Below are 14,969 nucleotides of genomic sequence, written 5' to 3' on the forward strand. Positions count from 1 at the left end.
AGGATGAGGAAAGCGGGTGAATGGGAAAGTGCCTGATGTTTTGTTCATGGTTCTCTAATTTATATTTCCCCTTTGTCGGGCAGGATGTGGCACCTTTCCGTTAGGATGGTTGCCAGAGGTTCTAAGAGCCTGTTCTCTCGCCTCTTCGTCTATAAATTTATTGCGGGTAGCAATAGTATTCTTCACAAAAGTAAAAAATAAATCTCACTTGTATATCAAATTGATAAAAATCCGGAGATTATTTTCGTTCCTCCCGTTTCAGCCCCTATGGCTGCACAGCCATAGGGGCGTTACAGGCGGTGATTGGCCGGACAGCGGCCTACGTCTCAGCGGCCTGAATTTCAGGTTTATCAACAAAATCGGCGGCTTTTTGTTCCATCGCTCCCCGCCCGCCAGGCTATATATGGCGCCGTCACCGCCCAAACAACTTTCTCTGTCAGTTGTACCTTGCCAGCCACACAAGATTATATATGGAAAAGCAGTGTCTTGATAAATTCCGGCGGCGGCCACGCCCCTACCTCATATGAACAGCACACTCGCGTCAACAACGTTCAACGTGATGCCGGCACACCTTCGTAAACATCTCTACGCTGCAAATGCACAAAGGCCCTCCCCGTATACGGGGAGGGCCTTTGCTGATATATAAACAGTCTCTGCTTGCCCTGCAGCGCGCAGCTGTTTCAGTGTAAGGTTTAAGCCATTGCTTCGGAGCCTTTCTCAAGCTGCCTGTAGACTCTCTTCGTTTTCACGTGAACGGAGAACCAGGAGTAATTGCTCTTCAGCAGCTCGAAGTTCGTTCCTTCCACCACGCCGTTCATTCCTTTTTTGGAAAGAGCGTCTGCCAGCACATCATCCTGAATCACGAAAGAATCAATCACCAGTCCCCCATTCACAAAAGAGCAGGCAAGCCCTTGCTGGTCAGCTTTGTAGAGTAAAGTTTTGCTTTTGTTGAGTCCCTTCTCGATTCTTTCTAATTCCTTCATAGCAGTCTTTAAAAATTTTAGTGGTTATATAAAGGAGACAAGGCAGAAAGCAGTATAGTTCAACTGGTTAACGTATAATTGCAATAGTATTTCAAATCTGTGTATAGAGTATTATTTTAAGGGTGAATGTAATTATAATGTATATACAGTTAAATCTTCTATACCCTTACCCCTAATTTCATGATCCATATTCTCATATAAAATAAGCTGTTCTGCCCATATACAGGGCAACTGCCACGCCCCCTCAGCAGCCTGCTCCGCAGAAAAGGTTTGGTTATGAGCATAATCCGCAGCAGTGGCTTTTAGTTTTACTGCTTTTAGTCTAATCACACTTCAGCGCCAGTCTGAATGCCTCGTATGCCCTGGCAAGTGCAGCGGGCGGGTAGTGGGCGTTCAGGCCACTTGGGTTTGGTAGCACCCACAGTTCCGTCTCTCCGATTCTTTCCGGCTGCAGCCCCAGCACTGCCCCGCGCAACCCAAAGGCGGTGCGGTACGCCGTAATCCCCAGCACCGCCAGGGCTTGTGGCTGATAAAGTAACACCTTCTGCCGGAGCAGTTCCCCTCCCTCCCGCAGTTCTGCCGGGCTCAGTTCTGCCGCCGCCGCCGTGGCCCGCGCCGCGAAGTTGGTGACGCCATACCCGTAGGTGAGCAGTTCGCCCTGCTCGTGTGGCTGGAAAAGGCGCGGCGTGAAGCCGGCCCGGTACAGGGTGGGCCAGAAGCGGTTGCCGGGGCGGGCGAAATGATAGCCGGTGGCCGCGCTGTAGAGGCCGGGATTAATGCCGCAGAAGAGCACTTGCAGGTGTGGGGCCAGCACGTCCGGCAACGACTTTCCGGCGGCGGCTAATATTTCCTCTCCTGTAGGTTTATATATATGCATCATTCTTTTTATCTTTACCTGTGGGTGCTTGTTGCAACAGCATAGGGGTATTGTAGGAGGCCGCGTCGCCTGCCTGCCCCGCCGCATGGCACCCTTTTATTCAATGTTTAAACTTTCTACCTAGTCCGCAGCAGCGGGATCAGGCTGGTTACCGGTTTGCCGGGCCCTGGCGCAGCGCAGTACGGATGCCGTTGGGGCGGCTGCCAGCAGCCTATATACCGAAAACACCTGTACCTTAGTTTGTTGTTTACCTTAAACCAGATCATACCGTGTACCAGGCAGACATCTCCGCAACCAAAGCATTTCTGAAAGGCATCTTCGAGCGCAGCACCACGCCGCAAGGCCGTGCATGGCTCACGCAGAAAACCGAACTGGTAAGCTCCGGGTCCGCAAAGGAGAAAGACTTTTACCTCGCCTTCAGCGCCGCGCCGCGCTTCGTGGGCAAAGAGCACCTGCAGTTGACAGAAGCTGATCTAGCGCAGGCCGATGCCCTGCGGGCAGGCTTCAACCCCAGCCGCTGGACCGCCGACCAGGCAGCCCGCACGCTGCTGCTGCTCTCGCTACCCGCGCAGGACGCCGACGCCTTTGTGAAGCAGGTCGAGACGCTTTTCGGAACGGCGGATATGGGCGAGCAGGTGGCGCTGTATGGCAGCCTGCCCCTGCTGCCTTACCCGGAGCGATTCAGCAAAAGGGCCTCGGAGGGCGTGCGCACCAACATTGGTGACGTGTACGAGGCCGTGGCCCTGGATAACCCCTTCCCCTCTGAGTATATGGAGGAAGACGCCTGGAACCAGCTCGTGCTCAAGACGCTGTTTGTGGGCAAGCCGCTCTACCGCATCCATGGCCTTGACCAGCGCAGCAACTCCGAGCTCACCCGCATGCTCTCCGACTACGCGCACGAGCGCTGGGCCGCCGGCCGGCCAGTGTCGCCGGAACTGTGGCGCACCGTAGGCCCTTTTATAGACGAGCACACCATCCACGACATCCAAAGGCTTTTTTCGCAGCCCGACGAGCTGGAGCGCGAGGCCGCTGCGCTGGCCTGCGCCCAGAGCAGCTTCGGACCGGCCCGGGAACTGCTGAACAGCCACCCAGACCTGAAGCAGCAGGTGGAAAGCGGCGAGTTGAACTGGGGCTACATCGGCCGCAACGCCACGATGCAGGAGCCCTACAAGGTTGACAGAACCTAAACGAACCGGAATCCCATCGGCCGCCGGACTGATATAGAAGGCTAAATCAAAAGTAATCCATACGCTCACATCCGTTATAAAACATATATGAATACGCAAAACCTGATGCTCATAGACCCGCACATCCACATGACCTCCCGCACCACCGACGACTACGAGCGCATGCGGAAAGCGGGCATTGTGGCCATTATAGAGCCCGCCTTCTGGCTGGGCCAGCCGCGCACCGATGTTGGCTCCTTTAAAGACTACTACAGCAGCCTGGTGGGTTGGGAGCGCTTCCGGGCGAGCCAGTTCGGCATCAAACATTACTGCACCATCGGCCTGAACTCCAAAGAGGCGAACAACGAGGCACTGGCGGAGCAGGTGATGGAACTGCTGCCCCTGTTTATATATAAGGAAGGCGTGGTGGGCGTCGGTGAGATTGGCTACGATGACCAGACGCCGACCGAGGACAAATACTACCGCCTGCAACTGGAACTGGCCAAGGAAACAAACATGCCCGTGCAGATACACACGCCGCACCGCGACAAGAAATCCGGCACTATCCGCAGCATGGAGGTGAGCCTGGAGCACGGCATTGCCCCAGACATGGTGATTGTGGACCACAACAACGAGGAGACGGTGAAAGATGTGCTGGACAGAGGCTTCTGGGCGGCCTTCACCATCTACCCGAACTCCAAAATGGGCAACGAGCGCATGGTGGAGGTAGTGAAGCAGTACGGCACGGAGCGCATCATGGTCAACAGCGCCGCCGACTGGGGCATCAGCGACCCGCTCTCGGTGCCGAAAACGGCTGCCCTGATGCTGGAGCGCGGCATATCGCTGGAGGATGTGCGCAAAGTGTGCTACCAGAATGCGCTGGACGCCTTCGGCAAGAGCGGCCAGATGCACGAGTCCGACTGGCTCACGCCTGCCACCGTGGACCAGCGCGAGAAATTCTCCGGCAGTACGGTGCTGCGGGGCGGTCAGACGCCTGTAGTGGGCGAACTGGAGAATGACGAGGGCGAGTTCGGATCAAAATTCATACGGTAATGTCGCGACTCGGGGCTTACCTGCGGCTCATGCGCCCGGCCAACATTATTACCGCCATCGCCGATATCATGATGGGTTTTGCGGCCTCCGGCATGTTGCTCTCGCGCCCGTTCTGGGAAATTAACCTAACCGGCGAGACGCTGGAGCCGCTGGGCTGGCTGGTGCTCTCCACCATCGGGCTGTACGGCGGCGGCGTGGTGTTCAACGATGTATTCGACGCGGAGCTTGACCGGGTGGAGCGCCCGGAGCGGCCCATCCCGAGCGGAAAAGCCACCGTGGGCGGAGCCACCGCCGTGGGCGCGCTGCTGCTGGCGGGTGGGGTGCTGGCGGCCTGGCAGGTGTCGCTGCTAAGCGCTGCGCTGGCGCTGGCCGTAGCCTTACTGGCCCTGCTCTACGACTGGAAAGGCAAGCACCACAACCTGCTGGGTCCGGTCAACATGGGCTCCTGCCGTGGCGGCAACCTGCTGCTGGGCATGAGCGCCGTGCCGGCAGCCGTAGAGGAGCTGTGGTTCATCGCCCTGATCCCAATCTTATATATCGCCGCCATCACCATGATAAGCCGCGGCGAGGTGCATGGCGGCAACATCGCCGCTTTGAGGGGAGCCGTGCTGATGTACGCGCTTGTGCTGGGAGGCATCATCAGCCTGTCGCTGCTGCCGCAGTTCACTTTCAGATATAGCCTGCCGTTTCTGCTGCTGTTCGCGTTCTTCATCTTCCCGCCCCTGCTCCGGGCCATGCCCACCAAAGAGCCGAAGCTCATCATCAAAGCCGTAAAGGCGGGCATACTGGCCCTGATTGTGATGAATGCGAGCATGGCCGCAGGCTTCGCAGGGTGGCAATACGGCCTGCTGGTGCTGCTGCTGCTGCCGGTTTCCACCTATATAGCCCGCAAATTTGCCGTCACCTGAGAATTGTTATGCCGTGCGCATTGTTATAGCTATATTACAGGTTGATGATTAGAAGGAAGGCGGCCTGTGGCGCGGCGCTTGTGGAGTAAACCGCCTCCGGAACAGCATCATTTATATAAAGCTCAGCCCTTCGCCTCTGAGACAGTGGGCTGGCTTAGAAAGAGACATACCGATTTACTATCATATATGGAGCCAATAGAGCAATCGTTTGCAGTGAAATTCAGGTACGGCGTGTACTTTACCCAAGGGCTTTTTGACCCGGAGAATACTGTGTTAACGGATGTGCTGCAGCAGGACAAGGGCACAGGCCCGCGCAAAGTGTTTTTTGTGATTGACCGCGGCGTCGCGGTTGCCCACCCGCACCTGACCCAGGCGATCAAGAGCTACGCCGCGAAGCATTCGGACATCATCAGGCTACTGGCTGACCCGCTGGTGATAACGGGCGGCGAGGAGGTGAAGAACAGCATTCCGTTGCTGCAGCAACTGCTGGAGGCGGTGAATACCCACCGCATCGACCGCCACGCCTACTTCATCGCCATCGGCGGCGGCGCGGTGCTGGACATGGCGGGCTTTGCCGCCGCCATCGCGCACCGGGGCATCCGCCATATCCGCATCCCCACCACCGTGCTGGCGCAGGACGACTCTGCGGTGGGCGTGAAGAACAGCTTCAACTTTTTCGGAAAGAAGAACTTCCTGGGCACCTTTGTGCCGCCCTTTGCCGTCATCAACGACAGCGATTTCCTGCTGACCCTCGACGACCGCGACTGGCGCGCCGGCATCTCCGAAGCCATCAAGGTAGCCCTGATCAAAGACGCTGCTTTTTACAACCAGATAAAGCAGGACGCCGCCAAGCTGGCGCTACGCGACCTGCCCGCCATGCAACGGCTCATCCACCGCTGCGCCGAAATGCACGTGCAGCACATCGGTGGCGCCGATCCGTTTGAGTCAGGTTCCTCCCGCCCGCTTGACTTCGGGCACTGGGCGGCGCACAAACTGGAGCAACTCACCCACTACAGCCTGCGCCACGGCGAGGCCGTCGCCATCGGGATGGCCCTGGATGTCACTTATTCGATGCTGGACGGAAGGCTGACGGAGGCGGAATGCGAGGACGTGCTGGAACTGCTGGAGGAACTGGGCTTTGATCTATATGTTCCGGCGCTGTCGCAGACGGAGCCCGGCTCTGAACAGCTGAGCGTCATCAAGGGATTGCAGGAGTTCCGGGAGCACCTGGGCGGGCAGCTCACCATCATGCTGCTGAACAGGATTGGCGAGGGCGTGGAAGTACACCATATAGAGGAACCGCTGGTGTTGCAGGCCGTAAACCTGCTAAAGAAACGCCACCAGCACCAGCCGGCCGCCAACCTCTAAGGCAGTCGGGCAGGTTACTGCCCGACTGCCGTTCTCTTACCTAAACCAACTCAAACATGTATCTGGACACAGGGCACCATCTCTCCTACTGCACCAACATCCACCCCGGCGAAACATGGGCCGAGGTCTTCCAGCAGCTCAAAACATATCTCCCGCCTCTCAAACAGAAGCTATCGCCTGAGCGGCCTTTCGGTATCGGCCTGCGCCTCTCGAACCTGGCCAGCGAGGAGTTGCTGCAGGGGAACCAGTTGCAGGAGTTCAGGCAGTGGCTGCAGGAGCAGGATTTATATGTCTTCACGATGAACGGCTTTCCCTACGGCGGCTTCCACCACCAGGCCGTGAAAGACGACGTGCATAAACCGGACTGGACCACGCAGGAGCGGCTGGAATATACCAAGCGGCTCGCTCATATACTGGCTGAACTCCTGCCGGAGGGCATGGAAGGCGGCATCTCCACCTCTCCCCTCTCCTACAAACTCTGGTTTCCGAAGGAAGAAACCTCAAAGATAAAATCCGCTTTCAGCACCGCCACCGATCACCTGGTGTCGTTGGTAGAAACGCTGCTGCAATTGAAGGCCGATACCAGCAAGACCATTCACATCGATATAGAGCCGGAGCCGGACGGACTGCTGGAAAACAGCGACGAGTTCATCAGCTATTACCGGGAGTGGCTGCTGCCTGCAGCCGAAAAAGCGCTGTCGGAGTCGCGGGGACTCTCAAAGGAGGAGGCGCGGACCGCCGTGCTGCAGCACATACAGCTGTGCTACGATGTGTGCCACTTTGCCCTCGCCTACGAGAAACCGGCCGAGGTTTTCGCCAAAATCAGGAAAGCCGGCATCAGCATCGGGAAGATACAGCTGAGCGCCGCCCTCAAAACCGACCTCCCGAAAGACGTGGAGATGCGCGGCGAACTGGCGGGGACGCTTGCCCGCTTCGCGGAGTCGACGTACCTGCACCAGGTGGTGGAGCGCGGCGATGACGGAAAGCTGACACAATACCCGGACCTGCCCTTGGCACTGGAGCATATCCGCAAGCCGAACGCGGTGGAGTGGCGCACGCATTTCCATGTGCCGTTGTTCACCCAAACCTACAGCGGCCTCGCATCCACGCAGCAGGACATTGTGGAGGTGCTGCAGTATATCCAGCAAGAGCCGCTGACGCAGCACCTCGAAGTAGAGACTTATACCTGGGACGTGCTGCCCGAGGATATGAAAAAAGAACTTTCGGAGTCCATCCAGCGGGAGCTGGAGTGGGTTCTCTCAACCATAAATGCTACTGAACATGCAGAAAACGGTCGTACTGGACATCGTCGGGCTCACACAGCCACTCCTCGGTAAACACACGCCAAACTTGGCGAAGTGGGCGGCCGATGCGCAAAAGGCGTCGGTACACCCGGTTTTTCCGGCCGTCACCTGCACCGCCCACGCCACCTATATGACAGGCAAATGGCCGGAGGAGCACGGCATCGTGGCCAATGGTTGGTATTTCCGGGACGAGGATGAGGTGAAACTGTGGCGACAGTCGAACAAACTGATACAGGCCCCCAAGATATGGGAGGTGGCCAAGGCCGCAGACCCGAACTTCACGGTGGCCAACATGGGCTGGTGGTACAACATGAACACCACCGCCGACTATACCCTCACGCCGCGCCCGCAGTACCTGGCGGACGGCCGCAAGATGCCCGATTGCTACACCCAGCCCGCCAGTTTGCGTGACACGCTGCAGGCCCAACTGGGCACGTTCCCGCTGTTCAACTACTGGGGCCCAAAAACCTCCATCAAATCGAGCAAGTGGATAGCGGACGCGAGCAAAATCACGGACGATCTATATAACCCGACGCTCACGCTCATCTACCTGCCGCACCTCGACTATAACCTGCAGCGCCACGGCCCCAGCGACCCGCGCGTGGCCAAAGACCTGCAGGAGATTGACGCCGTGGCCGGCGACCTGATCAAGTTTTACGAGGCGAAGGGCGCGCAGGTAATCGTGCTGTCGGAGTACGGCATTACGGATGTGAATCAGCCCGTACACCTGAACCGCGTGCTGCGCAAGCACGGCTATATAGCCGTGCGCGAAGAACGCGGCACCGAGCTGCTGGACACGGCCATGAGCAAAGCCTTTGCCGTGGCCGACCACCAGGTGGCGCATGTATATATAGAAAACCCGGCTGACGTGGCGGCAGTGCAGAAGTTGCTGCAGCAGGTGCCGGGCGTGCAGGAGGTACTGGCCGGTGACGAGCGCAACAAATATAAAGTGGCGCACGCGCGCTGCGGCGAACTCGTGGTGGTGGCTGATAAAAGCTCCTGGTTCACGTACTACTTCTGGCTCGACGACCGCAAAGCGCCGGATTACGCCCGCATGGTCGACATCCACAAAAAGCCCGGCTTCGACCCGGTGGAGATGTTCGCGGACCCGGAGATCAAGTTTCTGCTGCCAAAGGTGGCGGGCAAGGTGCTGAAGAAAAAGCTCGGCTTCCGGATGGTGATGGACATCATCCCGCTGGACGCCACCCTCATCAAGGGCTCGCACGGCCGCATTTCCGAAGACAAAAACGAATGGCCGGTACTCCTCACCAAAAACCAGCAGGCACTGCCGCAGGAACTGCAGGCAGTGGATGTGTTCGGCGTCATCCTGTCGCACCTGCAGTTGCCGAAGAAGGAGTTGGCGGTGTAGCCGATTCATATACAAAATCACCACAAAGCAAAAGGGGACGCCGAGATACAGGTGTCCCCTTTTGCTTTAACTCAGGCTGTCTTTGTATATAGGCGGACAGAAAGGCCTTGTTTATATGTCTTCCGAAGCAGTATCACTGTCAGGCCTTCCGCCCGCTGCACGGCTCATCGTGGGCCATATATCCCAGATACCGCAACATTTTCCTATATAGCTACGCCACCGGGAGGAGAAACCCGCTGCACTGCCGCGCGTTAAAATAGAGGCACTAACGCTACGCATGCATGGAAGACTACTGCCCCATTGCCGACTACGGCCTTATCGGGAATATGCACACAGTGGCCCTGGTGTCGAAGTACGGCTCCATGGACTACCTGCCCTTTACCCGCTTCGACTCCCCCACCATCTTCGCGGCCCTGCTCGACAAAGACAAGGGCGGCCACTGGCAGATAAGACCAAAACACCCCGAAACGCAATTCAAGCAGTTGTACCTGCCCGACACGGGCGTGCTGATCACGCGCTTTTTTACGCCGGATGGTATGGGAGAAATGACCGACTTCATGCCTGTCCGGCGCAAGAACTCCAGTTGCGCGGTGGTGCGGAAGCTACGGGTAATCAAGGGGAGCATTACCTTCCGGATGGCACTGCGCCCGCGCCTGGATTATGCCAGGGCGGGGCACGAAGTGCTGCAGGAAGAGGGCGCCCTGCTTTTCAGGAGCAAGGGCACCGACAACATGGCGTTCCGCTTCATCACCGACCGGCAGGTGCAGGTGCAGGACGGAGACGTTACCGGCGAATGGACGCTGGACCAGGGTGCGCAGGCCTCTTTTGTGATCGAGGCCCTGCCCCAGGAGGAAGGCTCCTTTAAAGGCCGAGAGTTGCAGTATTTTACTGAAACCGCTTTCCAGGACACCGTGACGTACTGGCAGAAATGGATAGAGCAGAGCACGTACCAGGGCCGCTGGCGAGAGATGGTGCTCCGCTCCGCCATCACCCTCAAAATGATGACTTCCATGGAGTTCGGGGCGCCCATCGCCGCCGCCACGTTCAGCCTGCCCGAGCTGATAGGCGGCGGGCGCAACTGGGACTACCGCTTCACCTGGATACGGGATGCCGCCTTTACCATGTACGCGTTTCTGCGGCTGGGCTTCACCGACGAGGCCAGGCACTTTATGCAGTGGATAATGGTGCGCTGCAAAGACATGCAGAAAGGCTCGGATTTGCAGCTGATGTACGCCGTGGACGGGGAGACGCAACTGCAGGAACAGGTGCTCGATCACCTGGAGGGGTACAGGGCCTCCAGCCCGGTGCGAATCGGGAACGATGCCTTCAATCAGTTTCAGCTGGATATATATGGCGAGCTGATAGACACCATCTACCTTTACAACAAGCACGGCGGCCCGATTACGTACGACTTCTGGAAAGACATGATTGTTTTTGTGGATTATGTGGCGGAGAACTGGCAGCAGCCAGACCATGGCATATGGGAGGTGCGGAACGAGAAGCGGGAGTTCCTGTACTCAAAAGTCATGGCCTGGGTAGCGCTGGACCGCGCCATCAGCATTGCCCAGGGCCGCTCCTTCCCGGCCCCTCTGGAGCGGTGGCTGAACACCCGCAACGCCATTTACAAAGATGTGTATGAGAACTTCTGGAGCGAGAAGCGGCAGGCCTTTGTGCAGTACCGGGGCGCCACCGTGCTGGACGCCGCCTGTCTGGTAATGCCGCTGGTGCGCATGTTCAGCCCGGCAGAACCCCGCTGGAAGGCCACTTTTAAGGCGATTGAAGAGAACCTGGTGACGGACTCGCTGGTGTACCGCTACAGCACCGAGCACGGGGCCACCGACGGACTGGGCGGCCTGGAAGGCACCTTCAGCATCTGCTCGTTCTGGTACATTGAGAACCTGAGCAAAGCGGGGCAGGTAGACAAGGCCCGGCTGCATTTCGAGAAGATGCTGGGCTACGCCAGTCACCTGGGCCTGTATTCGGAGGAGATAGGGCTGCAGGGCGAACTGCTGGGCAACTTCCCGCAGGCGTTCACGCACCTGGCCCTCATCAGCGCGGCGGTGGAACTCAACACCCGGCTGTCTGTGAAGCCCGGCGGCAACATCAACCCGATGTATACGTGAAGGAGCACACGCTATATGGCTGGGTATGGCAGGCGGAAGCGTTACTCAGCAGCAGCGGAGCTTACTCCTTCTCGTGCGAGAACAGCCAGGGCAGCAGTTCCGGCTCATTAAAGGCGTTTACCCAGCTGTTGTGGTCCACGCCGGGGTATATGGTCAGCTGCACGTCGCCGCCCGCCTTTTCTATCGCCTCAGCCATGATGCGTGATTTCTCAACGGGCACTACGCTGTCCTCCTCGCCATGGAACACCCACAGCGGCACTTTGTTTGCGAACTTTTTGGCGGTGGCCGGGTGCCCGCCGCCGCAGATCGGGAAGGCGGCCGCGAAGGTGTTGGGCCTGCGGCGCAGCAGTTCGAAGGTGCCCATGCCGCCCATCGAAAGCCCGCCTATATAGATGCGGTCCTCGTCTACGTGGCCGGAGCGTTTCAACTCCTTCAGGAGACCGAGCAGGTTGTCCATGGCGGCCGTGGGTTTGCCGCCTTTCCGGAAGTTGAACGTGCGCCTGCCACTCTCATCCGGCACAATATTCACATTAGACCAATAGGAATCTTTCGGGCACTGCGGAAACACGACAATAGCGGGGTATTCCTCCTGATTCTCCAGAAAAAGGTCAGCGCCATATACCATCTGTGCCTCGTTGTCATCGCCGCGCTCCCCGGCACCGTGCAGCACCAGCACCAGCGGGTATTCCCTGGAGGTGTCAAAGTTTTTGGGATACAGAATGCGGTAGGGCAGTGTGTCGTTGTGCTGTATAAAGAGCCTATGCTCGTACGCCTCCAACCCTCCCTGCGCCATGGCCGGGAAGTTTATCAATATGACCAGCAGCACCAGCGCGAAATTCAAAAGCTTCATATATTCCTTTGGGTGTTGAGATTCTGACAGCTTATATATGGGTGATGTGTTTGCACATCGATTTTGCCTTTTTTTAAGTTTCGCTGTTTGATATCTGATTATTTAGAAGCCACGCAGCGGAATCCGGTGTTTTCCAGGCCGGTGTCTGCCGAGGATTTCATGCGGGAGGTGACCCTGTAGCCTTTGCAATAGCTGTCGTGGCACATAAAGGAACCGCCGCGCACCACCCGCTTCGGGACAGTGGGCTCCTGCGGGTCAAAGCTTCTCCCGGGCCCCGCCGGGTTTACTGATTCCCCGGAAGCCACCGTTTGGTAATAGTCGGCGGCGTACCAGTCGGAGCACCACTCCCACACGTTGCCGGCCATGTCGTAGAGGCCGTATTTGTTCGAGGCAAAGCTCATCACCGGAGCCAGGCCCTGGTACTTGTCCCAGCCCGTGTTATGGTCCGGAAAACTGCCCTGCCAGGTGTTGGCCTTCGGCTTTCCCTGCTCCACAGCCTCGTTCCCCCACGGGTATACCTGTGCCTTCATACCGCCCCGTGCCGCATACTCCCACTCTGCTTCGGTAGGCAATCGTTTACCTGCCCACTTGGCGTAGGCCGTGGCATCGTCCCAGGATACCTGCACCACCGGAAAGTTCTCTTTGCCTTCGATGCTGCTGCCAGGCCCCTGCGGATGGCGCCAATTGGCTCCTTTCTTCCAACTCCACCACTGCGCGGCATTGTGCAGCGATACGGGTTGGGCAGGCGGATTGAAAACGAGCGAGGCGGCCACCAGCAAACTGTCGTGCGGCTTTGGCGTGCCGGGGGGCAGCTGTTTTTTTAGCTCCTCCCAGTCCGGGGCGCGCTCGGCGGTGGTGAGATAGCCGGTGGCGGCCACAAACTCCGCGAACTGCGCGTTGGTCACCTCGGTGGCGTCTATCCAGAAGCCGCTTACCTTTACCTGGTGCTGCGGCGACTCATCCGGACGCCCCTCGGCGTCGGCGGCCCCCATCGCGAAGGTCCCGCCCTCCACCCACACCATGCCCTCGTGCGACAGCGCCTTTGCCTGGTAAGCGGTGGTGTCCTGGGCAGTGGCGAAGCGCGCCGGCAGGCTGCCGCTGCACGAGGCCATGGTGTCGGTCTTAGCAACTTCTTCAGCTGCTACCGCCTGGTTGCTTCCCGCACCCGAGTCGCAGGCGGACAGGATAAAGGCGGCGCATGCCGTAAAAGTCTGGGTATTTAATCTGAGCATATGCAAATATAATCTTCCGGAAGTAAATCAACCGGATTCAGAATTAATAAGTGCCCTTGTAAGGCAAATCGATGCGCTTGTAAGGGGCGCTTTTCAGCGGTATCTGCAGGCCGTCCGTCGATTCCAGCCAGTTCCACATGTCCAGTTTCAGCTGCTTGGCGATCGGCTCGAACTGCGGGTCGCGAATCAGGTTGTTTATCTCCTCCGGGTCTTTCTGAATATCGTACAGCTCGTTTACATCCCAGACGCCGTGGTTAAAGATGTATTTGTACTGGTCCGTACGCACCCCAAACACCGTGGGCGTCTGCGGGAAAGCCCATTCCCAGTAGTACTCGTAATACATCCGCTCGCGCCAAGGCACCTGCTCCCCTTTCAGCAGCGGCAGAAACGAGTTTCCCTGCATGTGCGGGGGCATCTCCAGGCCAGCCAGCTCCATCACCGTCGGGGCGATGTCCACGTTCAGCACCATCTGCTTCACCTTAGTGCCCGGCTTTATCAGGCCCGGGGCCCTGGCAAGCAGGGGCACGCGAATGGATTCTTCGTACATGTTCCGCTTGTCGATGAGACCGTGCTCCCCGAACATGAAGCCGTTGTCGCCCATATATATAACCAGGGTGTTTTTGTCGAGGCCCTCCTTTTTGAGCCAGTCCAGTACACGGCCGATGCTTTCGTCCACGCCCATCAGCGTTTCGAGGTACTGGCGGTAAAAATCGTCGAACGCAATGGCGTTGTCGTACATGCCGTCCACGCCGTGCCAGCTGTTGCGCTGCGCCCGCACCCACTGCGGAATGTCGCGCAGGTTTACGGGCCCCGTGGGCTTCTGCACCACTCCCCAGCGCGTGCTGCTGTCCGTCGCCGTCAGGTACATCGACATCGGGCTCATAATTTTGATGTCCTTGTACATGCCCTCGTGGCGTTTGGCTGGCATAAACTCGGAATGCACGCCCTTGTGCGAAAGGTAGGCAAAGAAGGGCTTTTTCTTATCGCGCTTCTGCAGCCAATCCAGGGTGTAATCCGTCAGCAGGTCAGTTGTATAGCTTCCCTCCGGCTGTTTCACCTCCTTGCCGTTGATGTTAAAAGCCGGGTTGTAGTAAACGCCCTGCCCCTTGAAGCTCACCCACTGGTTAAATCCCGGCTGCGGCGCATCGTCGGTGTTGCCCATATGCCATTTCCCGAAAAAGCCGGTCTGGTAGCCCGCCTTTTGCAGGTACTGCGGAAAGAACGTGAGCCCTTCCGGCAGGGGGGCGCTGTTGTCCACGATCTCGTGGGTGTGGGCGTACAGGCCCGTGAGGATGGAGGCCCGGCTGGGCGAGCAGAGGGCGGTGGTGACAAAGGCGTTCTGCAGGTGGGCTCCTTCTTTGGCCATGCGGTCCATGTTGGGGGTTTGCAGGCCGGGCACCTTGTTCATGAAGCCCATGAAATCGTACCGGTGATCGTCGCTCAGGATAAAGATGACGTTCACCGGCTGCTGCGCCTTTTGTTGCTGCGCCAGCAGGGTTACCGGGACAGCCAGCACTGAAATCAGCAGCAATACGAGCAGCCTTGTTGCAGAAGGGGTTTGTAGTTCTTTTGTCATAAGTGCTCGAATTATGTTAACAACTGACGCTACGCCACATGCAGTTTAAAAAGACTCCTTTGCGTAAATGGCGCGAGCATCCCCGCTCGTGACTGGCTATCCCGCGGCCTCCGGCCGCATTTATATATAGGCTGCCAACCCGGAAACCCATCGTATATGC

13 protein-coding genes and 1 riboswitch are annotated in these 14,969 nt (G+C 58.0%); of the genes, 7 read left to right on the forward strand and 6 right to left on the reverse strand.

Going from position 1 to position 14,969, the window contains the following annotated elements:
* Window positions 1-56 precede the first annotated feature (56 nt).
* A riboswitch (SAM riboswitch) is annotated at window positions 57-158 on the reverse strand.
* A gap of 534 nt (window positions 159-692) precedes the next feature.
* The 3 genes from GSQ62_RS04870 to mug form a co-directional block, all read right to left on the reverse strand.
* On the reverse strand, window positions 693-983 hold the full coding sequence (locus tag GSQ62_RS04870; protein ID WP_161888464.1) for a hypothetical protein: 291 nt from the start codon (window positions 981-983) through the stop codon (window positions 693-695).
* Between the two features lie 132 nt (window positions 984-1,115).
* Entirely contained in the window at window positions 1,116-1,313 is a 198-nt protein-coding gene (locus GSQ62_RS04875; protein WP_161888465.1) for a hypothetical protein, read from the reverse strand.
* Window positions 1,306-1,863 (reverse strand): G/U mismatch-specific DNA glycosylase, encoded by a 558-nt coding sequence (gene mug / locus GSQ62_RS04880; RefSeq protein ID WP_202621842.1) that lies wholly within the window; start codon window positions 1,861-1,863, stop codon window positions 1,306-1,308. The genes GSQ62_RS04875 and mug overlap by 8 nt, the downstream gene beginning before the upstream one ends.
* Before the next feature lie 266 nt (window positions 1,864-2,129).
* Here mug and GSQ62_RS04885 point away from each other — a divergent pair, with 266 nt between their 5' ends.
* The 7 genes from GSQ62_RS04885 to GSQ62_RS04915 all read left to right on the forward strand — a co-directional run bounded on the left by GSQ62_RS04885 (window position 2,130) and on the right by GSQ62_RS04915 (window position 11,151).
* Entirely contained in the window at window positions 2,130-3,047 is a 918-nt protein-coding gene (locus GSQ62_RS04885; protein WP_161888466.1) for an EboA domain-containing protein, read from the forward strand.
* A gap of 87 nt (window positions 3,048-3,134) precedes the next feature.
* Window positions 3,135-4,079 carry a TatD family hydrolase gene (locus GSQ62_RS04890; RefSeq protein WP_202621843.1) on the forward strand — a complete coding sequence of 315 codons (945 nt, stop codon included), beginning with the start codon at window positions 3,135-3,137 and terminating at the stop codon, window positions 4,077-4,079.
* Window positions 4,079-4,987, forward strand: coding sequence for a UbiA-like protein EboC (eboC, locus tag GSQ62_RS04895; protein WP_161888467.1), 909 nt, complete (start codon window positions 4,079-4,081; stop codon window positions 4,985-4,987). Before GSQ62_RS04890 ends, eboC begins: the two co-directional genes overlap by 1 nt.
* A 186-nt stretch (window positions 4,988-5,173) precedes the next feature.
* The gene (locus GSQ62_RS04900; RefSeq protein WP_161888468.1) at window positions 5,174-6,355 is read left to right on the forward strand and encodes a 3-dehydroquinate synthase; all 1,182 of its coding nucleotides are present in this window, start codon (window positions 5,174-5,176) and stop codon (window positions 6,353-6,355) included.
* A 56-nt stretch (window positions 6,356-6,411) separates the two neighbouring features.
* The gene (eboE, locus tag GSQ62_RS04905) at window positions 6,412-7,692 is read left to right on the forward strand and encodes a metabolite traffic protein EboE (RefSeq protein ID WP_161888469.1); all 1,281 of its coding nucleotides are present in this window, start codon (window positions 6,412-6,414) and stop codon (window positions 7,690-7,692) included.
* Window positions 7,637-9,028 carry an alkaline phosphatase family protein gene (locus GSQ62_RS04910; protein ID WP_161888470.1) on the forward strand — a complete coding sequence of 464 codons (1,392 nt, stop codon included), beginning with the start codon at window positions 7,637-7,639 and terminating at the stop codon, window positions 9,026-9,028. The genes eboE and GSQ62_RS04910 overlap by 56 nt, the downstream gene beginning before the upstream one ends.
* Before the next feature lie 281 nt (window positions 9,029-9,309).
* The gene (locus GSQ62_RS04915; protein ID WP_161888471.1) at window positions 9,310-11,151 is read left to right on the forward strand and encodes a glycoside hydrolase family 15 protein; all 1,842 of its coding nucleotides are present in this window, start codon (window positions 9,310-9,312) and stop codon (window positions 11,149-11,151) included.
* A gap of 61 nt (window positions 11,152-11,212) precedes the next feature.
* On the opposite strand, the gene GSQ62_RS04920 is transcribed toward GSQ62_RS04915, so the two are convergent.
* The 3 genes from GSQ62_RS04920 to GSQ62_RS04930 all read right to left on the reverse strand — a co-directional run bounded on the left by GSQ62_RS04920 (window position 11,213) and on the right by GSQ62_RS04930 (window position 14,809).
* Window positions 11,213-12,001, reverse strand: coding sequence for a carboxylesterase family protein (locus GSQ62_RS04920; RefSeq protein WP_161888472.1), 789 nt, complete (start codon window positions 11,999-12,001; stop codon window positions 11,213-11,215).
* Window positions 12,002-12,099: 98 nt separating this feature from the next.
* Complete coding sequence (locus tag GSQ62_RS04925; protein ID WP_161888473.1) at window positions 12,100-13,233, reverse strand: formylglycine-generating enzyme family protein; 1,134 nt, start codon at window positions 13,231-13,233, stop codon at window positions 12,100-12,102.
* Between the two features lie 43 nt (window positions 13,234-13,276).
* Window positions 13,277-14,809: a sulfatase family protein gene (locus tag GSQ62_RS04930; RefSeq protein ID WP_161888474.1), complete on the reverse strand. Its 1,533-nt coding sequence runs from the start codon at window positions 14,807-14,809 to the stop codon at window positions 13,277-13,279.
* Between the last annotated feature and the right edge of the window lie 160 nt (window positions 14,810-14,969).

Origin of the sequence: Pontibacter russatus, from assembly GCF_009931655.1 — a bacterium.
Taxonomy (GTDB): domain Bacteria; phylum Bacteroidota; class Bacteroidia; order Cytophagales; family Hymenobacteraceae; genus Pontibacter; species Pontibacter russatus.